The following is a 23359-nucleotide window of genomic DNA, read 5'->3' as shown; positions in this document are numbered from 1 at the left end:
CTTGCCGCCTGGGATGACTGTCCTACCCATGACGGATGACGGCCACCGGGATTACTGCCAGTCGTCCAGTTCTTGCAGCCAATCTTGGGTCATTTGAAGCCACTGGGCACGGCGGCGCTCAAAGTCGGCGGCAATCCAAATCAGGGCAATGCCGAGCAAAATACCCAGCACCCACTTCATAAAGGGATAGGTGGCATTCAGCAACACCAGTTGATTCAGGGCATTGAGGGCAAAGACCAGGGTGCCCACGTATAAAAAGGCCCGAATGCGGAGGAAAAGGCCAATCCCCAAAATCCCCAAACTGAGTATCCCCACGGGCCAGCCCGTCCAGTGTGCGGTACCCAAAGCCGGGAACAGCACCACGGCACCCGCAGCCACCCGCAGCCAATGGCGCAAGGTTTTGGCATCGCCTTGTTGCATGTCTGGATCGACCTGGGCGATGTAGATCATGGTCAGTCCTAGGGGGATCATCCAGAGAACTTCGTCTTGGATAGATCGTTGGTCGAGCCATTGCCACACGGCCCACACCGCCGCCGCCGCCGATAGGTACGAGACCCGCACCCGCCCACTGTGCCACGCCAGCCAACCATAGAACCCCACCAGCACCCACAGGCTAGGAATATGGTCAAGGCTGGGGGTAATCAGCGTGATGACGAGGGGCACCCCGACCGCCATCACCTGCCAGGGCCGCTGGGGCCAGCCATAGGTTGGCCAGGGTAGCCAGTAAATCGGCACCGCCACCCCACAGGCCACCGCCCCCCACCCGGCATCTAGCCCAGCCAAGGCCGGAACCGTCAGCCGCAGCAAGGTAAACCAGCCCACCAGTTCCACCAAACCCGCATAGACCCAGGCGGCTTTGAGATCGTCTGAGTTGCCCAAACGGCCTTGTAGCAGGGCATAGGCCACCAGCACCGTCGCTACGCCCACCCCCAGTCCAGCCAAGGACGCGCCCTCCTTTCCCACGGGACTGGCTAGCCACAGCCCCGCCACCAACATCAGCACCGACCCCAGAAACCAGTGCAGATGGGCCGCCCCCAGGATCTCTGCCGAAGGCAACCCCCAGCCCACTCGCAGCCGCCCCGCCATCAGCCGATAGACCACCATAATCACCGCCGCCACCGCCACTAGAACGATGACGCCATCCGCTATGGCCCCCGCCGGAGCCTGAAGCATGGGGTACAGCACCAGTTCATACCAGCCCACCGACAGCCCCAACCAGGCCAGCCATCGCGCTAAGGTCTGCTGCTGCCGACGACCCACCTCCAAAATCAGCAGCGAGGCACCCACCACCAACCATCCTGTCCAGGCGGTGGCGGTATAGCTGCGCAAAACCAGGGCTAACCCGGCATAGGCCAGGGTCAAATGCTGGAGGGGGGGGCCGAGATGGGGCCGAGATCGAGATAGCCCCGTGGCCAAAGCCAGGGACAATGCCCCCAACCCCAAGGTGGGCACCGCCAAGGCCAGCGGCGTCCCCCAGCGCCAAACCATCCCCTCTGCTACTAGTAATTGCACCGCCCAACCCGCCAGATAAACCGTGCGCGGTTGTACCTGACCCCAATACCGCAAGGTCAACCCCAGCAAAAGCCCAGCCAAGGCGAGTATCGGCATCATTCTGGGCGGATCCCAGGCCACCAGCAACCACCGGGGAAAGATCGTCACCACCGTCAATAGCCCTAGGGCGAGGAGATGGCCCCACTGGTCGCAGGCGGTGCGGTAGAGCAGGGGTAAGGGGGTTGGGGGTTGGGGGTTAGGGGTTGGAGAAAGTTGGGTCGCGGAAGCTGGATCTGGGGATGGGGGGAGGATGCGCCAAGTGCCCCAGAGGGCGAGAACTAGGGCAGCGGTGACACCGTACCAATCTGTCCAGTGATGGGGAAAGGCGACGAAGGCGCGATCTACGGTGGCGACGACTAGCCCTAGACCGTAGGCCACCGTCACAAAGGGCACGCTGGGCTGACGCAGGGCCGCGCCGTTGATGGCCGACAGCACCATGGCTGTAGCGAGGCCAACCATCCTTGTCCAGGGAAGCCCTAGGGTGAACAGCAGGGCGAGGGCGGTGGTGGGTAGGCTGGCCGTATGGCGACGAATGAGGGTGAAGGCCACCGGGATGGCAAGGCCCAACAGACTCCAGGGGCTTTGCCAGAAGGTGGGAATCGTCAGCAGGTGCCACCATAGCAGCAGGTAGGTCAACGCCGACAGCCCTAACCCATAGAGCCAAGCGCTTTTGCCCCACAGGTTCGGGAGAGCTTGGCTGAGCAGAATGGCCACTGTCGCCAAGGTTGTCCCCACCGCCGCCCAATGCTCTAGGGGAAGTTGGGGCCAACGCTGACCAACGGTGACGACAATGGTGGCCACCGTCAGGCCATAGCTCAGCACAATCCAGCCCTGACGACGGGGCGTTCTGCGCCCTGCCAGCACAAAGGCCGTCACGGTGGAGGCGATGAGATTGATCACCAAGACCCGCCCCACGGTGGCGCTCACCAGCATCAGCAAAACGCCGTCGATGATGGCCAGGGCGTCACTGAAAAGCCCCAGTTTGGGCCGATTGTGGCGATAGTACCCATCCCCCAACACCACCAGCCCGATCACGTAGGGAAACAGGGAAATTCCCAGCAGAGCCGTAGGCCACCATACGGCCCCCGTCCAAGCGAGGAGGAGGGCGGTGCTGCTTTGACGGAGGGCTTCGGGCAACAGTTCCCAACCGACAAAGCCAAGCTGAATCGCAATGACATGGGCCGCCAGCAAATCCCGCCGTTTCCCTAGTTTTTGCAACGCCTGAATACGCAACCCCAGACCCAAAGTACTAATCCCAAAGGCTTGGGCTAACCAGTCGGTGATGGATATCAGCCAACTGCCGACCAGCAAAAGGCGACCAAGGAGGATGGGCCAGCGGGAGAGGGCGGCGGCGGGAGGGGGGAGGGGGGAGTCGGGGATCGGGGAGGAGTCGGAGCAGGGGGAGGCGGGGAGGCGGGGAGGGGAGAGGTGGCGTTGGCCCAGCCAGACCCAGGTGGCGGCATAGAGACCAAAGGCAAGGCCAAATTGTCCCCATTGGGTCGGGGGTGCGAGGGTTAAGGCCCGTAGGAGTAGGATCCCTAGGGAAATGCCTAGGGTGAGGGTGGGGAGGCGTAGGCTGGGGGGATCGGGGGCATCACTTGGCAGAGGGGGGGTGCGGGGCGGGGCGGGGCGGTGGAGGGTGCGGTGGAGGGTCACCATGGCGCTGCCCAACACGCCCAGGTAAACCGCCAGCAGCGGCATTCCGGCCCAGCCCCAGCCCCAATGCAGATAGGCTAGGCCGAGGGCGTTACCCTGCTCTAGGGGAGATCCCCGCTGTTGCCGCATCCCCTGGAGGGTCACCAAGGAAAGGATGCTCACTGAACCTAGGCCCAGCATCAAGCCTCCTGTGGTTTGCCACACCCCCAGGCCATCCATGGCCCAAACGTTGAGGGGCACCAGCAGCAGGGTAATCATGCCTAGGGTTTTGGCGGTAAGGCGGAGGTGATCGTGGCGGCCACAGCTTAGCCCCACCCCCCAAAAGGCCAGGGTATAGGCCAACAAAACGAGGTACTGCCCCATGGCATTGAACCTCGCCCACTGGGTCGCGGCCAACACCGCCGACGACAGCACCACCAAAAACACCCCTAACCCCAACAGCCAAATCACGCTCAACTCACCCAGCAGGCGGTTCAGCCAAACCCCAGTCGCCGATGGCGATCTAGTTTCCTGACGACGGGTCGAGGCGGATTCCCTGGCCGTTGTCAATGCTCTAGGCGCAACGGCTTCCTGGCTGGGCTGGCGACGACGGGATGGCGAGGGCGGCGGCGGCAATCGCTGAAAAATCCCCTCTTCGTCAGCATTGGGCGGCAAAAAATCGGTGATGCCCGTCGGGGCCAAAGTCTCTCCCACCTGGGTCTGATCGGGGTGAATGTCTGGGTTGACCGCTGGGCTGGCCTTTGGGACAAGATGGACTACCGGATCCACCAGGGGCGGCACCTCACAGGTAAGTTGAGTCTGGGCTAGGGCCAACACCTGGGCCTCGGTCAGCAACCCCAGCCGTAGCCACGCCTCCAACCCCTCCAGCAAACCGGGCTGGTCGATGGCAAGGTCAAGCTCTAGACGAATTGGGGACGATGGAGGGTCAGCCATAATGGGGCATTTTAATCAGGCATTTTTAAGGACGGCATCTTTGAAAAATCAGGAACCCTGTGGCGAATCAGAAACCACAGGCCACGGCTAATTGAAAGCACTAAGGTTGACCAGGGTTTTAAGCTAGATAAAGCGCACCCCTCACCTATGCGCCAAATCATAACAGCCCCATTCCCAAACCACCCCCACCCCACCGCCAATCCCCCCACCGTCTACTCCCTTACGCTCAATCCACTCCCGCCCCCCACTCCCCATTCCCCCCAATGCTCCCCCCCACTCCCCACTCCACCGACCTCGTCCTCATCGGCGGCGGCCACACCCACGCCCTGGTGCTGCGGAAGTGGGGCATGACCCCCCTCTCCGGCGTGCGGCTAACGCTAATTACCGACCTGGTAGACACGCCCTATTCCGGTATGTTGCCCAGCCATGTGGCCGGAGTGTACGACTTCGACGCAGCCCACATCGACCTGCGTCCCCTCACCCGCTTTGCCCAGTGCCGCCTGGTGATGGATCGGGCCGTGGGGCTAGATCTGGCCAACCAGCGCGTACTCTGCGCCAACCATCCCCCTATTGCTTTCGATGTGCTGTCTATCGACACCGGAAGCACCCCCCAAACCGTTGCCGTTCCCGGTGCCCAGGAGTACGCGATCCCGGCCAAACCTGTCCCGGATCTGCTGCGCCAATGGCAGGATTTTTTAGCGGAAATTCAGACCCAGCCCGACCAACTCCGCACCATCGCCATCGTGGGCGGCGGCGTGGGCGGCGTGGAGTTGACCTTAAATATGGAGGCTAGGTTGGCGAGATGCTTGGGAAACCTTTACGCTGAGTTTCCCGGTGGCCTTCACCCTAAATCCCTCTCCCCAGGGGAGAGGGATTTTGATGGATCCTCTAACTCCCCCTCTCCCTTGGGGAGAGGGGGCCGGGGGGTGAGGGCCAGTCTTTCGTCTTTGGAGAAGGCCACTCTCCACCTTTTTCACCGTGGCCCTGCCTTGGCGGAAGGCCGCAACCGCTGGACAAGGCGGCGAATTCTGCAAATTTGCCAAGAGCGGGGGATTCAGGTGCATCTCAACGAGGCCGTCACCGAAATTACCCTGGATGAGGCCACCGGACAGCGCATTGTTCACGGCAAATCCGGGTTAACGGTGGGGTGTGATCGCGTGTTTTGGGTGACGAATGCCGCCGCCCCCGATTGGCTCCAGGGTTCCGGCCTGTCGCTGGATGACCAGGGCTTTATCCAGGTGGGTGATACCCTGCAAACCCTGTCCCATCCCAACATTTTCGCGGCGGGGGATGTGGCCACCATGGTCAACCATCCTCGTCCCAAGGCCGGGGTTTTTGCCGTGCGCCAGGGCCAACCCCTCTACGACAATCTGCGCCGTTTCCTCCAGGGGCAACCCCTCAAACCCTTCCGTCCCCAAAAAGACTTCCTTAATTTAATTGATGTCGGCCACGGCAAAACCATCGCCGCCCGTGGCCCCTTGGCGCTGGAATCCCCCCTCTGCCGCCGCTGGAAAGACCACATCGACCGCAAATTCATGGCTCTGTTTACAGCCTTCCCCGCCATGAAGTCCACCCCTTCATCCCCCCATTCCCGACTCCCGACTCCCGACTCCCGACTCCCGACTCCCGACTCCCGACTCCCGACTCCCGACTCCCGACTCCCGACTCCCGACTCCCCCATGCCCTGCTCTGGCTGCGGCTCCAAAATTGGCAGCACCGTCCTGTCCCAGGCGCTCCGTCGGGTGCAGCAAGATTTCCCGCACCTCGCCCCCCAAGACCTGTTGATTGGCTTGGAATCTCCCGATGATGCCGCTGTGATGGCGGTTCCGCCCGGTCGGGTGATGGTGCATACGGTGGATTTCTTTCCGGCCCTAGTGGACGATCCCTTTGTGTTTGCCCAAATTGCCCTCAAGCATGGCCTCAGCGACCTCTATGCCATGGGATCTACCCCCCACAACGTCCTCGCGATGGTGCAACTGCCCTACGCCACCCCGGCCCTTCAGGTCGAAACCCTCTACCAACTGCTGTCTGGCATCCATAAAGGGCTGCTGCCCACGGGGACGCCCCTGGTTGGTGGGCACACCATCGAAGGCCCCCAACTGGCCGTGGGCTTTGCCTGCAATGGGGTGGCCGATCCCGATTACCTGCTACGCAAGGGGGGCATGGCGGCGGGGGATGTCCTCATCCTCACCCAGGCCATCGGGACGGGGACGCTGTTTGCGGCAGATATGCAGAAAACAGCCAAGGGTCGCTGGATTGCAGCCGCCATTGCGGTCATGATGCGCCCTAACCATGCCGCAGCGGCGGTGTTTCGGCAGTATCAGGCCACCGCCTGTACCGATGTGACGGGCTTTGGTCTGGTGGGGCACCTGCTGGAAATGGTCAAGGCCTCGGCGGTGAATGCCGAGCTGAATTTAGACAGCCTGCCCATCCTGGAAGGGGCCAGGGATACCCTCGCCCAGGGCATTGTGAGTTCGCTACAGGCCCAGAATCTGCAAGCGGCCCAGGCCATCGCCAATGCCGAAACCTACGCTCACCACCCCACCTATCCCCTGCTGTTTGACCCCCAAACCGCCGGGGGCTTGCTGGCCGCTGTGCCCGCCCACCAGGCCCAAGCTTGCCTAGATCGCCTTCGTCACCAGGGCTATACCGAAGCCGCCATCATCGGCGAGGTGCGCCCCCTCGACAATGCCCAATCCCCGCTCAGCTTGTGGAGTGCATAACCCTAAGGCGACGTTCGCCCAAACGTAGATGGCGCATTCGCGGCGACCACTCGGCTCGGCAGTCGCTCGATCATCGGCATCCGCCACAATGCATCCCAAGCCGACCTTTAAGACGACGTTTGCTGACCCGAAGGTCACGGCCCAGGCGGTGTTGACGGCCTTGACGACGGAGCAGGGATACGCGGCAGCGGACTTACCCTGCCGCCAAACGATGGGGACGATGCTCTTAAAGCCTTGTCCAGATTGACATTGAACTCCCTTGTCATCCGCTAAGAGCCTGGAGATTCAGCACAATTGGGGCATCGCTGGGACGCAAGGAAATCGGTAGATGGGGCCACAGGTATCAGGGTATCCGTCCCCATCTACAGGGTTTATCAGGATTGAGGGCGAAGCTACAGGCTGGCGGGTTCCTTGCCAGAAAACACCGGGGCAATGGTGCTGAGCTTGAGTTCCGGGTGGTCGCTGGCAATTTGCTGGCAGTTCCACTCGTTGCGGAATAGCAGCACCGGACGTTCCCAGCTATCTTTTACGACGACGGTGTTAAATAACCGTCCCGCTTTTTCCAGGGCTTCCCAGCCGCCTTCCACCCAGCGGGCGACGGAGTAGGGCAGCAATTCTAGGTTGGTATCGACGTTGTATTCGTTCTTCATACGGAACTGCACCACCTCAAACTGAAGCTGGCCTACCGCCGCCAGAATCGGGTCACGTTTGGCTTCGTCGGCGGAGAACATGATCTGCACCGCCCCCTCTTCCCGCAGTTCTAATACGCCCTTTTGAAACTGCTTGTATTTGGAGGGGTTGGGATTCTTTAGGTAAGCGAAAATTTCCGGCGAAAAGCAGGGAATGCCTTCGTACTCTAGGCGCTGGCCCTGGTAGATGGTGTCGCCAATGGCAAACACACCGGGGTTATTCAGGCCGATCACGTCACCAGGATAGGCTTCTTCGAGGGATTCGCGGCCTTGGGCAAACAGCTTTTGGGGGTGAGACAGGCGTACGGTTTTGCCAGAACGGGCATGGTTGACCACCATATCCTTCTCAAACTTGCCGGAACAGACCCGCACAAAGGCGACCCGGTCGCGGTGTTTAGGATCCATGTTGGCCTGAAGCTTGAACACAAAGCCGGAAAATTCTTCGTGGGTGGGGGCCACTTCGCCGATGGTGCTGTCGCGGGAGGTGGGCTTGAGGGCGTAGTCTAAAAAGGCATCTAGAAACAACTGGACGCCAAAGTTGGTCATGGCGCTGCCGAAGAATACAGGAGTCATTTGTCCGGCGTGGACGGCCTCTAGATCCAGCTCTGGCCCCAGTTCCTCAATGACTTCCAGTTCTTCTTTGAATTGATAATAGAGGTCTTGTTCCAGCAGGTCTTCAATGCGCGGATCGCCCAGGTCAACCACGGTATCCTTGGCGGCGCGGCTACCGTGGGCGGTACGTTCAAACAGGTGAATCTGGCGGGTGCGGCGATCAAACACGCCCTTAAACCGTTCCCCCATGCCAATCGGCCAGTTGACGGCGTAGGTCTGCAAATCGAGGCGCTGCTCAATTTCGTCCAGCAGTTCCAGGGGCTCACGGGCGGGCCGATCCATCTTGTTGAAGAAGGTGAAAATCGGCAGCGACCGCATCCGACAGACCTCAAACAGCTTCAGAGTTTGGGGTTCCAGACCCTTGGCCGCGTCCTCCAGCATCACCGCATTGTCCGCCGCCGCCAGGGTGCGGTAGGTATCTTCGCTGAAGTCTTGGTGGCCGGGGGTATCCAGCAGGTTAATGGTGTAGCCGCCGTAGGCAAACTGCAACACCGTGGAGGTAATGGAAATGCCCCGCTGTTGCTCCAGTTCCATCCAGTCCGACGTAGCGCTGCGCTGGGCGCGTTTGGCCTTCACCGCCCCGGCTTCTTGAATGGCACCTCCGTACAGCAACAGCTTTTCCGTTAGGGTGGTTTTCCCGGCGTCGGGGTGGGAAATGATGGCAAAATTACGCCGTTGCTCCACGGCTTTGGCAATTTCAGAGGCAGGAAGAGCAGCGGCTTGGGTCATGGAACAGGGAGCCTGGTAACGGAATATGGATGATCGCCATTCTACCCATTGTAATAAGCTGGGTTCCCGTTTTGCGGTACCGCGAGGGATGAAGGGTGATACGCCGTAGTCCTCCCCAGAGAGAAGGTGGCGTTAGGTTGAGTGTCATGGGCGGATCAAGGGTGGTTCAATCACCTCCACCAGGCCGCTTTGGCCATTCAACCGCACCCACTGACCATCGTGGAGGCGGTCGGTGGCGTGGGCCACGTCCATCACCGCTGGGATGCCGTACTCGCGGGCGATGATGGCCCCGTGGGAGAGACGGCCCCCCACTTCGGCAATCAACCCCTTGGCCCTAGCCAGTAGCGGCGTCCATCCGGCATCGGTGTAGGGCACCACCAGGATGAAGGGTAGGCTCCCGACTTCCACGGTTTCTAGGTGGGTCATCACCCGCACCGGGCCTTCGACGATTCCGGCACTGGCACCGATGCCCTTCAACGCCTGCAATCCGTCGGCTTGGGGGGCCAGCAGCATGTGTTCCAATGCCGGGGGATCGTTGCCAAAGACAAGATAGGGCACCTGTTGCCGCTGGCGATCTTGGTCGAACTGTTCGCGGCGGGTGCGGATGCGGGCACGGAGGGCGTCCCAACTGGGGGGATGATCGGCCTGAAGGACGGCCTGGATTTCCGCTAGGGTGAGGAAAAAAATGTCTTTGGTTTGGGTCAGGTTTTCCTGTTCAACCCAGTGATTTTCTAGGGCCAAAATGCTCCAGCGCAGTTCCGCCAGCAGCCGATTGTAGAGGGTGTTGACCTGACCCTTGAGGTCGAACCGTCGCTGGGCCAAGTCCACCAGGGGGCCTTTCACCTTGCCGTTGCTAGTCCCCTTGCCGTTGCTAACGGAGTCTGGAACAGGCTTGGGCGGGGGCGGGTGCAGCACAAACTGGGCCAGCAGTTCCCGCACGGGGGCGGGGTTTTCGTGCCAGGTGGCCACGGCGATGTCGGTGCCCACGGGGCTGAGGTAGCCGTATTCCTCGATGAAATGATTCAACTGGGCCAGGATCATCTCGCCATCGGGGGTCTCGGCGAGGGCCGTCATCATAGAAGAGCCGTTGGTGATGGTTTTGAGCTGTTCGGCGGAAAAGATTTGGCGAGTTTCTTCGGCTAGGGCACGGAGGTCTTCTACGGCAGCGACTTCGGCGTTTTGGCGAGCATCGAGGGCTTCCTCGGCCACCCCCATCACCGCACGGCGCAGGGCAAAGCTCAGCGGGGCCATGATGTTGTAGTAGGTGACGTGGCGCAGCAGCACCAGCACGTCTTCGATGCGATCTAGCAGTTCTTCGGGGCTGAGGGTTTCCCGGCGCACCATGGTGAGGGCATTCAGGCCAGCGGCGAACAGGGTGGAGTTTTCCCGCTCAAAGTCTACCCACAGGCGGCGTTCGCGGTTCAGCAGCCGCAGCAGTCCCGGCAGAGCTTTGAGGGTGGCGCTGAGGGGAGGACGGCTGAACTTAGCCCCACGGGTGAGAAACTCCAGGCTTTCCGTAGGCAGGCCCATGCGCAGGAAGATTTCCCCTAGCAGCGTGGCATTGAAGTAGGCGTAGGCGTGGTGCAGGGTGGCGGTTTCCGTGAAGTCCAAATCCTTCGCCTGGTTGCCTAGCACGACGGTAAAAATTTCTCCCCACACGCCGCAGGTCAGGGGGCGGTTAATCGACCAGGTGAGGGGCCGAATCGCGCCAGGGATGACCTCGGCGGCAATTTTGCGCGTCCACAGGGGGCGCAGGGTGGTGATGGGGCGGCTTTGCAACAGCCACAGGGTTTCGCCGTCGTAGGTCCATTCAATATCCTGGGGAACGCCCTGGTAGCGGGTCTCTAGGTGGCGGGCCAGGTAGGCGACCTGTTGCAAAAGGCGGTCGGGGGTTTGGCCGTCGCCCTCCACGGTGAGGGTAAGGGCATCGGGCAAAATCCAGCTTTCGGCGGGTTCTAGCTCCGTGGCCGAAGGGATGTCGTTGGGCTGCACCATCACTCGGTACTGCTCCGGCGTTTCTTGGCCAGAGACCACCCGTTCCGCCCCACCGGGCAGGGCTTCGATTACCACCGCATCACCACAGCGGGCAATGGGGTCGCGGCTAAAGGCCACCCCCGAAAATTGGCCGATCACCTGCTGCTGCACAATCACCGCCATGGCCCGCTCTGGCAGGGCGTTATCTTGGCGATACTGCACGGCGCGGGGGCTGTTGTAGGTGGCAAAGCAGCGCACGATGGCCAACGAAAGGTCTTCTTTAGTGGCGATGTTCAAGTAAGACTCGTAAATTCCCGCCGCCGACACCAGGCCCGAATCCTCATCCTGGGCAGAAGATCGCACCACCACGGGCTGACGCAGCGAGGGATCGGTAATCTCCAGCAGGGCCGTCGGGTCGTCCCCCGCCTGCAACACATAGCCCGGAGGCACCGGATAGCCCCAGGATGTCAACTGCCCTAGGGTCGCGGCCTTGGGGCCAAACTGGGTGGGGTCGAGGGGCCGATCCAGCGCCACCAGCCCCCGATCTCCCCGAAAAAAACGAAACATGGTGCGAGACTCCAAACGTCCTCCCTCGGTGGGGAGGTCTAAATCGTCGGGCAGCTTTTGGTAAATCCAGGCGATTAGCCCGCTCAGGCAGGCCACCGCCAACACCAGGGGGCCATCGCTAGGGTGGCGCAACGCCGTCAATATTGGCAGCAACACCAGCACCAACAGCCGCCCCTGCCGCCGCTCCCTAAAAATCGTAAACCCTAGGCCGCTAATCAACCAGGTCAGCAGCGACGTGACCCAATCATGCACCACAAAGCCCCAGACCACGTTGGTGGTGCCCGCCCCCTTGGCAAACCAGTAGCGCCCCATCACCAGGCCAATCAGCGCCAGGATCTCCCACACCGGATCCGCCGGAAAGTAATGCCGCGCCAGCAGCACCACGGAGATTCCCTTCGCCGCCTCCAGCAGCACCGCCAAAATCCCGGCTACCTTGCCGCCGTGGTAAAACGCCGCCGATACCCCCACATTGCCCGTTCCCACCTGGGACAACCGCTTCCCCGATACCCAGCGCGTCACCCAGCCCGTTAGCGGCAACCCGCCCACCAGGGGCGATAACACAAAAATCAACAACGCACCCCAAACCTGGGTGAGAGTCACAGCCATGGCAAAACCGTAGGGACGAAAAAATAGGGGGCTCTAGACACCCCCCATCACAATGATGTTTCCTACATTAACCTGAGTTCGGGATAAGGGGTTTCCCTCCGAAGTAGGCTCACCATCCCATTTTGAAAGGTCTAGGGATGGGCCACTTGAGCCGATCATCGGCTAAATCCGCCTATCGGATGTTGTCGATTTAAATCACCCCGCCCTCCGGCCATCTATCCCACGGGGGAACCTGGTTATCCCGAACGGCGGTTAGGTTACTTCGGTGGCCCCTTAGGGGTGGCGGCGAGGTGGGCTTGAAGATCCCGCTGCACCTGTTGGTAGAGGGTGTCGGACTCGTCGCGCAAGCTGATGATGCCATAGACCTGGACGGCTTCCTTTTCCCGTCCGGCGACAAAATGCTCTCCATGATCAACGGCGATTACGTCCTCCTGTATGAGGTCGTAGAGGGGGCTGGTGATCAGGAGATCGGTGCCGACTTTCTTGGTGAGGCTTTCGATGCGGCTAGCCACGTTGACGGTGTCGCCAATGGCGGTATATTCCAGCCGTTGGGGTGATCCCACATTGCCCACCACCAGGTTGCCGTAGCTGATGCCGATGCCGTGGAAGAGGGGCGGCAATCCTTCAGCTTGCAACCGCTGACGCAGGGCTGTGAGGGACTTTCTCATGCCCAGGGCGGCACGGACGGCACTGAGGGCATCTTGCTTGGCTCCTTGGGAGATGGGTGCGCCAAATTCCGCCATGATGGCATCGCCGATGAACTTGTCGATGGTGCCCCGTTCCACCAGGATGGCGGCCACCATGTCATTGAAATAGGTATTGAGCATCTGCACGGTTTGCTCGGCCCCAAGCTGGTAGGACAGGCGGCTAAAGCCCCGGATATCGGAAAACAGCACGGCGGCTTGCACCTGTTGACCCACGCCCAGGCTGGTGAAGTCTTCGGGCTGGCTCAAAATCTCCTTGGCCACCGCTGGAGACACATAGCGTTCGAGGGTGCGGCGCAGGCGTTGTTCTTCAAGCTGGTTGCCGATGGCCCCGGTGGCGATGTAGGCGATGCCGCCCATGCCCAGGCAGGCGACTGGAATCGCCAGGGGGATGAGTTGCCCCGGTGGCCCCATGGCCAGCAGGTAGGCGGTGGCACCCCAGAGGGTGATGGTCGTCCCGAATCCTAATAGCCGGGGTAAAGGCTGACTAAATCGATAGCCTAACCCCAGACCCAATCCGCCGATCAGCAATCCTGAGAGTATCCCCCGCAGCAGGGCATTATCGAGGAGCGGGTTCAGGGTGCGGCCCTCCAGCATGGCGGCTATGGTTTGGGCGTGGATCTCCGGCCCCGGCATGGTGTTATCCATGGGGGTGCGGTGGATATCTTGCAGGGAAACGGCGGTGGGGCCAATGATCACCAACTTGCCCGCAAACTGATGGCGATAGCGCTCCCAGTTGTCGGGCTCTAGCAGGTTGGCAAAGGAAATGGTGGGAATGGTGCCCCCCGGCCCATAGAAAAAGAGTTGCTCGCTGGGCCATTGGGGGTTGGGATCGCCAGCGGCCTGGAGGGTGGCGGTGGCAAAGGCGGGTAGGGTGTCTACAAAGTCATGTTGCTGACGCAGTTGAGCCAGAACCGTTTCTGGGGCCAACCGCACTTGGCCATCGGCATCGGGGGCGATGTTGATCAACCCCTGGTGAACCGCCCCATTGAGGACGGGGGTGAGCAGGGTGGTAAACCCTCCCAAGTCCGTGGGTGAGGCATCGTAGAGGGCCGCTAGGACAACCTGATCGCCCCATTTAGCCAGGGTAGCCTCCAGGGCCGCATCGTCCGCTGGGCCATAGAGGCTGGGATCGAGGAACAGCACATCCACTGCCACCGCCCGCGCTCCGGCCTCCAGCAGGCGATCTATGGCGAGGGCATAGGCTTGGCGCTGCCAGGGCCACGATTCTATGGGAGCTAGGTGGGGATAGCGCTCTGGGCTTCCGGCATAGATGCTGCCCTGGCTGAGGGAGTATTCATCGATGGCCAAAATCACCACGTCCGGTGGTGGTTCAATTGGCCCCCGCAGCCGCCACAGCACCGACTGTCCGTAGCCCTCCGTTCGCACAATCCAGGGATGCTGGGACGCTAGGGCAATGGCCCCAAACACCGCCGCACTGATCATCAGCCCATGGCCCAATTGCGAAAACAGCCGACTTGACTTTGCCACTCGCCCACCTCCCGTTGAACCCGGTCGATATTTGGATCTGGTTTGAACTTAGATCTTGGCTGACCCACCTTTTTCCGGATCAACGGATGGATGGAGGCATCGGCTGGGCCTTGCGTCCCTAGGGCCAAATCAGGGTGAAATCCATCACAAAACCGGGCAACACCGGATCGCCGGGGAGGGTGTCTGGGCGCTGAAAGTCCTGGACGGGCTGATCGGGGCTATAGGTATAGACCCGCTGTTGTTCAGGGTCAATCAGCCAGCCCAACTGGGCACCATTGGCCAGATATTCCTCCAGTTTGGCGTGCAGGGTAGATAGCTCGTCGCTGGGAGATTTGAGTTCCAACACAAAATCGGGGCAGAGGGGGGCAAAGCGGCGGCGCTGCTCTGGGGAGAGGCGATCCCAGCGGGCTTGCTCCACCCAGGCGACATCGGGCGACCGAATCGCGCCATTGGGAAGGGTGAACCCGGCGGAGGAATCGAAGGTGACGCCAAGTTTGGCCCGTCGATTCCATTGCCAGAGTTGCCCTGATAAATCGGCGTTGCGGTATCCACTTTCGCTTCCGGCGGGGGCCATGGCAATCAGTTCTCCGTGGGCGGTGCGTTCCAGGCGTAGGTCGGGGTTTTGCTGGCAGATGCGCTCAAATACCTCATCGGTAAGCTGGAGCGTGGGGCGGAGGGTGAGGGCAATCATCGGCTTTACCGGAGAGAGGGCTTAGGGCGGTTGACGGCCATGGAGGACGGAGTTGAGAGCCGGGATAGAGGGACGAGGAAACCTCGCCCCTACAGGAGAATTAGGCCGACCGCTTGGCGTAGGCGGCCATGGGTTCTTTGATGTAGCGAATGTAGAGATGTTTGAAGGTAGACCGCACCACCCTGGGCATCCCAAAGTCGATGGGCAGGAGTTGATCCGGCAAGCGCCAGTCTTCTACCTTCAGGTCGGCGGGGGCGAGGGCGGGGAAGCTGAGGTCTTCCCAGGCGGGGCAATAGCCCAGCCGCAGGGATTGCGCCACCGTGGGCACGGTTTGAGGATCTACGCCCAACACCTCCACCATGGCCCGATCCACCGCAAACACGTTGGCACTGGCCGCGAGGACGCCCAATTCCCTAGGTTCGCCGCCGCTGGGGCCGTTGCCCTCGTGGCCAATAATGCCATCCACAATGGTGAGGGCGGGGTTAATTAGCCGAGCGGTTTCCACCAGCATGGTGCCGAAGCGTTCCACGTCCTTCCCGGCCTCCATGTGCCACCAGGCTTTCATCTTGCCGGGAACACAGCCAAACAGGTTCTTCGCCCCCAGGGTGACGGTGAGCTGGGCGTGGGACTTTACCTTGGGCAGGTTGATCACCACATCGGCCTCCATCGCCTCTTTAGAAAGGCGCAGGTGGTCGAAGGCGGGGTTATCGGTGGCGTAGCGGTGGCCGTGGAGTTCCACAATCGGCAGATTGAGCTCCTGGGCGAGGGGCAGCAACCCGTTGGCCTTGGCCACCCCGTGGGCGGTGCCAAAGGCGGGGCTGTCTCCCAAGAAAGGCTTGCCTCCGGCGGCCTGCACCATCTGCGCCACCACGTAGACCACCTCTGGGCGGGTGGTGCATTCCTGGGTGGGCCGCGCCCCCGTCAGCAAGTTGGGCTTCAGCAGCACCCGATCTCCTGGCTTCACAAACTGGGCCATTCCCCCTAGGGGGTCGAGTAGCGCTTCGATGGACTGCCGCAGGGCTGGAATATCGTAGGACTGGGAACGAATAAGACTGACCGGAACCGACATCGGCATTATCCTTTTGAACCGGAGACATCTGAACCAAACCTGAACCGGGAAACCTGAACAGGAAGAATCTACCGACTACCATAACGCGCCAAAGCTAGGGATCGCCCCAAGGCCAAGGCTGAGGACGGGTTTAAAACCCCTGCACAATGGCCCAAACCTCATCGGGGGAATCGACCCGAAAAGCGTTCATCCCTGCGGCCTTGGCCGACTCCACATTGCGGGCACCGTCGTCAAAAAAAGCAATGGCGTGGGCAGGGGTGTTGAGGTGGGTGATGACATGATCAAAAATGGCCGCACTGGGTTTCATGCAGCCCAATTGGTAGGATAGAAAAAGCTGATCAAAGGCTTGGAAAAAGTCGTAGCGACGGCTGAGTTTTTCGTGGTGAGCGGGGTTGGTGTTCGACAATAGGGATAGGTGAAATCTCGCCTTAATATCCTGTAAAACGGTTTGGCAACGGGGGAAAGGCTCCTGCACCAGTTCTAGAAATTCTTGCTGAAAAAAGGCGGAATCGATATCGAGATCAAACTCCTGTAAAAAAGCCTGGGTAAACTGGTCAAAGTCCGTGCGGCCCGATTCAAAATCCACCGTGCTAGAGGAACTAATCCACAGATGATGGAGTTCCTGGAGGGGCAGATCGCGACCGAGCAAGCCCTCCATTCGCTCCCGCCACTGCAACCCCACTAGCACACCACCCATATCCAACACAATGTGTGTAATCATCGCCCCTCATCGCTCCCGAAAGGTTGGGTCTCTCTGATACAACTGTAGCCCCAGACAACAGTTGTATCAGTTAATAACGAAAATTGAATTTTTATCAACCCTTCATGGCGAACGGTCGAGCTAGGCAGAGCCCTCAACCCTAGCTGCCACAGCCCTTGCCGTCCTTTCTTGGTGGGATAGAAGCCCCTGGGAGTAACACTCTCGAAAGAATAGTTCACAGTTTGGCGCGACAAAGTTCGATAGGCTGAAGACATCGATACCTCCGGCCCAAAACGCTACGCCTTGGGCTTTTCTATCCATACGTTCTAGGTTAAGTCGCCATGAGTACGCTATCCAACCCCAGTTTGAAATCCGTCAATTGGTTTGGGGTCGTTCTGTTTTCCCTAATGTTTTGGTTTAGTGCTAGTTTGCTGATGGATTTTGTGGTCATGCCCGGTTTATTTGTCACGGGTATGATGAGCCAACCTGACTTTGGCAGCGCTGGTTACTCGCTGTTCTGGGTGTTTAACCGTCTAGAACTGGTCTGTGGTGCGCTGATTCTCACAGGGCTGCTGGTCACACACCAAGCTCGCACCGACCATACCGTCATGGACAGCGGCATTCGCAGTCGTTGGGCCATTGAACTGGGGATCGGGTTACTCGCCATTGTGCTAACCATGACCTACGTCCTCACTCCGGCCATGGGTGCCCTGGGGGTATCCCTCAACGCCTTTGAAACCGCCACCATTCTGCCCGCTGGCATGAACCAACTGCACCTGCTGTATTTTGGCCTAGAAGCGCTCAAACTCCTGGGCTGTGGCCTGTTGCTGAAGCTCTACTTCCACGACCTCCAAGTCTCTGGCGAAGCTTAATCGACCCTTGGGGATCTGCGGATGCCGAGGTTCCAGCGCCCAAAGTCACTTCCACGGCTTTGGGCGTCTTTCGTGGCTGGATAAGCTCAGCGCACCATAGCCGCACCATAGCAATAGAAAGTCTTCAACTCTAGAGCCCCAGCCGCCCTTTACACTCGTGGTAGGGTTCAACATAGCCATTGGGTAGAGGAGCATAATGCAAACCGACCACCAACTCCTGCAAGAACTACAGCAAAAGCAGCAGCAACTGGCCACCTTTCGGGCCTCGTCTGGAGCCGAGCTGCAAGCCCTGCTCGATCAATACGACTGGGGGCTGATCTCGGGGGCTGGGCATAATGGGTTGCCCCTGGTTACCCTACGGCTCAACCACCGCATTGCCCTAGATGATCCAGCCCTGCTAGATCTGGCAGAACAAGCCGAACTCACCTGGGGGCCAGTGGACTTTGCCCTGTTTTCGGGGGAAACCCAAGAGCCCCTGCGGGTTCTCAGCCAAACCCTCCTCGATCAACGCTGGCGTTGGCGACAATCTCAGACCTAACCCACCACAAAACCGATAACCCTCTAGGGATCGACATTGCGGCGAGGGTCGCCGTAGCGATAGTCGGGGGTTTGCATCTTGACCTTGGTGGATAGATGGGCAGGCACCGTGGCCACCCCCCATTGGGCTTGGATGGCCTGGAGTAGCTGGTCTTGCTGTACCCGTAGGTCAGGAATGGCCCAGCCTCGGTTGATGATGGCGAACCATACGAGGCCACGGTCGGCGGTGGGCACCATACCTGCTAGAGCGCTGACTTCCGCTAGGGTGCCTGTCTTGACGGCGGCGGTGGCAGGAATGCGACGGTCGATCAAAGTGCCTACGTCTTCTCCAGAGACGGGCAGCACATCGGCCACGGAATAGCCCTGCTGTTCCAGTTCTCGCTGGAGGGCGGTGGTGAGGGCGACGGCGGCGCGGGCCGACATTTTGTTATCCACCCCCAGACCCGATCCATTAATCAAACTCAGTTCCCCTGGCGGCAGGTCGGCCATCACCGAGGCGGTTTCTGTGACCACCCTGGCCCCACCTACCAAAGCCGCCACCTGTTCAGACATAACGTTGTTACTGTAAATATTCATCGCCTTGAGAATGGCCACCAGGGGCAGCGATTGGTGGCGCACCAGCCAGGTGGTTTCGGCGGGCAGGGCATTGCTAGGAATGCGGCGCACGGTGCCGTTGATGGCGAGGCTGGGTTGGGCGGTGTTGGCCTCCAGGTTGCCATAGGCGGCTCGGATTTCGTTATTCCAGGTGTCGGCATGCATCACCCGCTTGAGGTTTTCCGCCGAGACGTTGGGATCCTCCGAAAAATTCATCGTGAAGCCATCGACAATCACCAAATCCCCCGTCACCTGCTGAATGCCCAAGGACTGAAGATGGTTGGCCAGGACGATCCCTTCCTCCCACACAAATAGGGGGTCGCCCCCGCCCTGCACCACCAAGTCGCCCTGCACAATGCCATTTTCCAAGGTGCCGTGGAAGCCCACTAGGGTCTCGAATTGGTGATCGAGGGGCCAATGCTTGAGGGTGGCCAGGGTGGTGGCCAGCTTGGTCAACGAGGCCGCTGGCATGGGGATCTGGCCCTGGTGTTGGGCAATGGCGCTATCTCCTGTCTGAATCCAAATGCCCTGGTCGGGAATCGACCAGCCCTGCTGTGCCAGCCCCGCTAGGTATTGGGCCAAAATTTGGTCAATGGCTGGATCGGGATTCAGCCCCGCCACCCAGGGGGTGCGCCACTCCGCCACCAGAACTTGGCCCTGTAACCCCGTGGGCTGGAGGGGTTGGGATTCCCCGACATTAAATAGCACCGACAGCAGTCCCAAGGGAGCCGCCACCAGGGGGGCCATTGCCAAAAGGGGCACAGAAAAAAGGGGATTTAGGCGTACCACAACCCGTCCTCCATCAATACAGTCAACACCCAACACAGTCAACACCGCCTTAGGCTATCCAGGACATAGCATACCAGGGCATCCCTGGGTGATGAGCGACGCTCCCCCTCGGCTTGTCAATCCATGGAGGACGGGTAGACCGATCTCAAAAAAATGAGATCGGTATGTACACTGGAAGGTAAAGTACCTGCTGACTTGGTAAAGTAGAGCCATTCTGTTGAGCCAAGCCCACGATTGACCCTGGGGATCTCGGAGTGTTGCCGATGAGTGATCAAAATTCCTACGAACTACTAGGGCTAACCGAAGCGTCCACCTTCGAGGAAATTCAGGCGGCGAGGGATCGCCTGATTGACGCCTGTGGTGATGAACCCCAGCAAAAAGCCAATATCGAAGCGGCCTACGATGCCATTTTGATGGAACGGCTGCGGCTACGGCAGGAGGGCAAAATTAAAGTACCCGACCGCATTCGGTTTGCGGAAAATACCCCAGAACCCGCTCCATCCGCTAAGGTCACGCCCTCCCTGCCCCGGCCCGATTGGCTCTCTGGCCTAGTGGACACCCCCAGCCGCGATGATATTCTCTGGCCTGCCATCACCTTTGCTGGGTTGGCCCTGCTGGGGTTTGCGGCCCCCTCCCTCTCCCTGGCGGTGGCCCTGGGGGCTGCGGTATATTTCCTCAACCGCAAGGAAAACAAATTCTGGCGGTCGTTTCTGCTGACCCTGGCGGGTCTGGCGGTGGGTCTGGCCCTAGGATTAACGGTGGGGCAATTCCTCATTCCCCAGGGGGCGCAGTTCGCCTGGGCCAGCCCCGATGCCATCGCCGCCGCCGTTACCTGTCTATCGCTGTGGACGGTGAGTAGCTTCCTGCGCTAGCGCCTGTACCGGAGTTTCTGGTATCGACGTGCAAAGGCCCTTGCTCAATCCCCACGCCGCTTGCCATGGCCGCGTGGGGATTGAGTTTGGCGGCTAGGCCAGATCAAAGCGGTCGGCGTTCATCACCTTTGTCCAGGCGGCGACGAAGTCCTGCACAAACTTCTCCTGGCTGTCGTCCTGGGCATAGACTTCGGCGTAGGCCCGCAGGATGGAGTTTGACCCGAAGACCAGATCCACTCGTGTGGCCGTCCACTTGGTCTGTCCGGTTTGGCGGTCGCAGATGTCGTACAGGTTGTTGCCAGCGGGCTTCCACAGGTAGTTCATGTCCGTTAGGTTGACGAAGAAGTCGTTGGTTAGCGCCCCTTCCCGGTCGGTGAAAACGCCGTGCTTGGTGTTGCCGTGGTTGGTGCCCAAAACCCGCATTCCACCCACCAAAACAGTCATTTCTGGAGCGGTCAACCCCATCAGTTGGGTGCGGTCGAGCAGCAATTCTTCGGGCTGCACGGCGTAATCCTGTTTCAGCCAGTTGCGGTAGCCATCGTGGACGGGTTCCAGTGGCTCAAAGGATTCGGCGTCGGTCATGGCATCCGTGGCATCGCCTCGGCCAGGGGCAAAGGGAACGGTGATATCCACCCCGGCAGCCTTGGCCGCTTGCTCAAGGCCGACATTCCCGGCCAGGACAATCACATCGGCGACGCTGGCCCCAGTTTCGGCGGCGATGCCCTCCAGCACCGTCAGCACCTTGGCCAGTTGCTCCGGCTCGTTGCCCACCCAGTCTTTCTGGGGCGCAAGGCGAATCCGGGCACCATTGGCCCCACCGCGCTTATCGGAACCCCGAAACGTCCGGGCGCTATCCCAGGCGGTACAGACCATCTCGCGGATGCTGAGGCCGCTGGCGACGATCCGATCCTTCACCGATTGCACGTCGTAGTGAGTATTTCCAGCGGGAACCGGATCCTGCCAAATCAGGTCTTCCTGGGGCACATCGGGGCCAATGTACCGCGCCTTTGGCCCCATATCCCGGTGGGTGAGCTTGAACCAAGCCCGCGCAAAGACCTCCGAGAAGTAGGCCGGATCTTGGTAGAACCGCTCGGAAATTTGGCGGTATTCCGGATCCATCTTCATCGCCATGTCGGCATCGGTCATGATCGGGTTGAGGCGGATGGAGGGATCCTCCACATCCACGGGCTTATCCTCTTCCTTGATGTTGATCGGCTCCCATTGCCACGCCCCCGCCGGACTCTTTTTCAGTTCCCAATCGTAGTTGAGCAGCAGCCGGAAATAGCCGTTATCCCACTGGGTGGGGTAGGTCGTCCAAGCGCCCTCAAGGCCGCTGGTGACGGTATTGCGGCCAATGCCGCGCCGGGTGGTGTTGTGCCAGCCCAAGCCCTGTTCCTCCACATCGGCCCCCTCCGGTTCTGCCCCCAGCAGCGCCGCATCGCCATTGCCGTGGCACTTGCCCACCGTATGCCCCCCAGCGGTGAGGGCCACGGTTTCCTCGTCGTTCATGGCCATGCGGGCAAAGGTGACGCGCACATCATGGGCGGTCTTCAGGGGATCAGGATTCCCATCCACGCCTTCGGGGTTAACATAGATCAACCCCATCATCACCGCTGCCAGGGGATTGTCCAGATCGCGCTCACCAGAATAGCGGCTGTGGGGATTGTCGCTGGGGGCCAGCCATTCCTTTTCAGAACCCCAGTAAATATCTTTTTCAGGGTGCCAAATATCTTCCCGACCAAAAGCAAAGCCAAAGGTTTTTAGACCCATGGATTCGTAGGCCATGGTGCCTGCGTAGGCGATCAAATCGGCCCAACTGAGTTGGTTGCCATACTTCTTTTTAATCGGCCACAACAGCCGACGGGCCTTATCCAAATTGACATTATCTGGCCAGGAATTAATCGGGGCAAACCGCTGATTTCCCGTACCCGCCCCGCCCCGCCCATCGGCAATGCGATAGGTGCCCGCCGCGTGCCAGGTCATGCGAATCATCAGCCCGCCATAGTGGCCCCAATCCGCTGGCCACCAGGGTTGGCTGTTGGTCATCAGAGCGTGCAGATCCCGCTTGAGGGCTGCAACGTCAAGTTTTTTAACTTCTTCTCGATAGTTAAACTCTGATCCCAGCGGGTTAGTTTTGCTATCGTGCTGGCTCAAAATATCGAGGTTCAGCGCCTTCGGCCACCAGTCCATCTGGGCCATACTTGCGGTAGTTACACCGCCATGCATCACCGGGCATTTACCTGTCATTGTGTTATTCCTTAAATCGACTGAGTAGAATTCATGAACTTGAAGTATTGTCTAACAAGCCCATGGCGTAACGTCTAAGCTTAAGGAATTCATCAACAACGGCCCGATGGTCATATAGCGGCTCTCACTTGTTCGCGCTCGCGCTTCAGTGAGGTACAAGCTTGTTTAGTTTCAGATCCCTCCAGTTTATGGCTGTAGAAGATTCACCTTGCACCCCTCTTAATAAGGAGGCTGGGGGGATCTTAGCGGTGTCCTTCATTCGACTGAAACCCGCTATAGTCAGACGAATGCGGTCGGTTATATCGTCCTATTTACGATTTCCCATGCCAATAGATCGCTAGGGCTGAGGTGAATATCTCGCCTGATCAAGCGGTGTGGTAAAAGCATGGACTTTCCCTTTGATTTCAGCGTAGATATTCCGTAATGCCATCCTCCTTTGGATAGAGTAAACCTCACCCCTACGGTCGGATCTGTGGAGCGTTGAATGTGGGAGCCATAAGCTTTTGTCAGTCAATCAGGGCATGGAATCCAGGCTGGGCATCCATCGCCACGACACCCTGGAGATTCCGGTGGGGCACCCCGTTCCCACGGTGCACCTTGTCGTGCATCCCGATGCGGTACGGGGCTGGAACCTGGAGATACAAATTAAGCTGTTAGTCATCTAAACTGCGTATAATACATTAAAATTCTGGAATAAGCCATGGGAGTCAGAAACTATCTAACGTCAGAGGAAAAGCAAGAGCTTCAGAAGCA

Annotated in this window: 14 protein-coding genes; 5 read left to right on the top strand and 9 right to left on the bottom strand. The window is 59.9% G+C overall.

All coding sequences use genetic code 11. The annotated features are described in order from the left end of the window. Positions 1–51 precede the first annotated feature (51 nt). Entirely contained in the window at positions 52–4140 is a 4089-nt protein-coding gene (locus H6G62_RS18590) for a hypothetical protein (protein ID WP_190497874.1), read from the bottom strand. Between the two features lie 263 nt (positions 4141–4403). Between H6G62_RS18590 and selD the strand changes: the two genes are divergently transcribed. Next, positions 4404–6863: a selenide, water dikinase SelD gene (gene selD, locus H6G62_RS18585; RefSeq protein ID WP_190497872.1), complete on the top strand. Its 2460-nt coding sequence runs from the start codon at positions 4404–4406 to the stop codon at positions 6861–6863. A 392-nt stretch (positions 6864–7255) separates the two neighbouring features. Here the strand turns inward: selD and prfC are convergent, their stop codons facing one another. The 6 genes from prfC to H6G62_RS18555 form a co-directional block, all read right to left on the bottom strand. After that, positions 7256–8893, bottom strand: coding sequence for a peptide chain release factor 3 (gene prfC, locus H6G62_RS18580; RefSeq protein ID WP_190497870.1), 1638 nt, complete (start codon positions 8891–8893; stop codon positions 7256–7258). A 144-nt stretch (positions 8894–9037) separates the two neighbouring features. Further along, positions 9038–12040, bottom strand: coding sequence for a glycerol-3-phosphate acyltransferase (locus H6G62_RS18575; RefSeq protein WP_199325106.1), 3003 nt, complete (start codon positions 12038–12040; stop codon positions 9038–9040). A 257-nt stretch (positions 12041–12297) separates the two neighbouring features. Next, positions 12298–14235, bottom strand: a complete 1938-nt coding sequence (locus H6G62_RS18570) for an adenylate/guanylate cyclase domain-containing protein (RefSeq protein ID WP_190497869.1) — start codon at positions 14233–14235, stop codon at positions 12298–12300. A gap of 118 nt (positions 14236–14353) precedes the next feature. Then, on the bottom strand, positions 14354–14926 hold the full coding sequence (locus tag H6G62_RS18565) for a Uma2 family endonuclease (protein WP_190497867.1): 573 nt from the start codon (positions 14924–14926) through the stop codon (positions 14354–14356). Between the two features lie 100 nt (positions 14927–15026). Beyond that, positions 15027–15995, bottom strand: coding sequence for a DUF362 domain-containing protein (locus tag H6G62_RS18560; RefSeq protein WP_190497866.1), 969 nt, complete (start codon positions 15993–15995; stop codon positions 15027–15029). Positions 15996–16125: 130 nt separating this feature from the next. Next, a complete protein-coding gene (locus tag H6G62_RS18555; RefSeq protein WP_190497864.1) occupies positions 16126–16716 on the bottom strand; it encodes an HAD family phosphatase in 591 nt (196 codons plus the stop codon). A gap of 320 nt (positions 16717–17036) precedes the next feature. On the opposite strand from H6G62_RS18555, the gene H6G62_RS18550 reads away from it, so the two are divergent. Next, a complete protein-coding gene (locus H6G62_RS18550) occupies positions 17037–17567 on the top strand; it encodes a DUF4149 domain-containing protein (RefSeq protein WP_190497862.1) in 531 nt (176 codons plus the stop codon). A gap of 196 nt (positions 17568–17763) precedes the next feature. Further along, complete coding sequence (locus H6G62_RS18545; RefSeq protein ID WP_190497860.1) at positions 17764–18105, top strand: hypothetical protein; 342 nt, start codon at positions 17764–17766, stop codon at positions 18103–18105. Positions 18106–18128: 23 nt separating this feature from the next. Here H6G62_RS18545 and H6G62_RS18540 read toward each other — a convergent pair whose 3' ends face one another. Further along, complete coding sequence (locus H6G62_RS18540) at positions 18129–19460, bottom strand: D-alanyl-D-alanine carboxypeptidase (protein ID WP_199325105.1); 1332 nt, start codon at positions 19458–19460, stop codon at positions 18129–18131. Positions 19461–19750: 290 nt separating this feature from the next. On the opposite strand from H6G62_RS18540, the gene H6G62_RS18535 reads away from it, so the two are divergent. Next, positions 19751–20359: a CPP1-like family protein gene (locus H6G62_RS18535; protein ID WP_190497858.1), complete on the top strand. Its 609-nt coding sequence runs from the start codon at positions 19751–19753 to the stop codon at positions 20357–20359. Between the two features lie 93 nt (positions 20360–20452). On the opposite strand, the gene katG is transcribed toward H6G62_RS18535, so the two are convergent. Further along, the gene (gene katG / locus H6G62_RS18530; RefSeq protein WP_190497856.1) at positions 20453–22606 is read right to left on the bottom strand and encodes a catalase/peroxidase HPI; all 2154 of its coding nucleotides are present in this window, start codon (positions 22604–22606) and stop codon (positions 20453–20455) included. A 521-nt stretch (positions 22607–23127) separates the two neighbouring features. Between katG and H6G62_RS18525 the strand changes: the two genes are divergently transcribed. After that, the gene (locus tag H6G62_RS18525; protein WP_190497854.1) at positions 23128–23271 is read left to right on the top strand and encodes a hypothetical protein; all 144 of its coding nucleotides are present in this window, start codon (positions 23128–23130) and stop codon (positions 23269–23271) included. The last annotated feature ends 88 nt before the right edge of the window (positions 23272–23359 follow it).

This window comes from Phormidium sp. FACHB-1136, assembly GCF_014697375.1.
Taxonomy (GTDB): Bacteria; Cyanobacteriota; Cyanobacteriia; order Phormidesmidales; family Phormidesmidaceae; genus Nodosilinea.
Note: the sequence above shows the minus strand (reverse complement) of the source record. Positions and strands in the feature narration are given on the sequence as shown.

What these genes read in the sequence shown, in the direction of transcription:
- H6G62_RS18590 (WP_190497874.1), bottom strand. Translation starts at nt 4,140, where the DNA reads ATGGCTGACCCTCCATCGTCCCCAATTCGTCTAGAGCTTGACCTTGCC.
- selD (WP_190497872.1), top strand. Translation starts at nt 4,404, where the DNA reads ATGCTCCCCCCCACTCCCCACTCCACCGACCTCGTCCTCATCGGCGGC.
- prfC (WP_190497870.1), bottom strand. Translation starts at nt 8,893, where the DNA reads ATGACCCAAGCCGCTGCTCTTCCTGCCTCTGAAATTGCCAAAGCCGTG.
- H6G62_RS18575 (WP_199325106.1), bottom strand. Translation starts at nt 12,040, where the DNA reads ATGGCTGTGACTCTCACCCAGGTTTGGGGTGCGTTGTTGATTTTTGTG.
- H6G62_RS18565 (WP_190497867.1), bottom strand. Translation starts at nt 14,926, where the DNA reads ATGATTGCCCTCACCCTCCGCCCCACGCTCCAGCTTACCGATGAGGTA.
- H6G62_RS18560 (WP_190497866.1), bottom strand. Translation starts at nt 15,995, where the DNA reads ATGTCGGTTCCGGTCAGTCTTATTCGTTCCCAGTCCTACGATATTCCA.
- H6G62_RS18555 (WP_190497864.1), bottom strand. Translation starts at nt 16,716, where the DNA reads ATGATTACACACATTGTGTTGGATATGGGTGGTGTGCTAGTGGGGTTG.
- H6G62_RS18550 (WP_190497862.1), top strand. Translation starts at nt 17,037, where the DNA reads ATGAGTACGCTATCCAACCCCAGTTTGAAATCCGTCAATTGGTTTGGG.
- H6G62_RS18545 (WP_190497860.1), top strand. Translation starts at nt 17,764, where the DNA reads ATGCAAACCGACCACCAACTCCTGCAAGAACTACAGCAAAAGCAGCAG.
- H6G62_RS18535 (WP_190497858.1), top strand. Translation starts at nt 19,751, where the DNA reads ATGAGTGATCAAAATTCCTACGAACTACTAGGGCTAACCGAAGCGTCC.
- katG (WP_190497856.1), bottom strand. Translation starts at nt 22,606, where the DNA reads ATGACAGGTAAATGCCCGGTGATGCATGGCGGTGTAACTACCGCAAGT.
- H6G62_RS18525 (WP_190497854.1), top strand. Translation starts at nt 23,128, where the DNA reads ATGGAATCCAGGCTGGGCATCCATCGCCACGACACCCTGGAGATTCCG.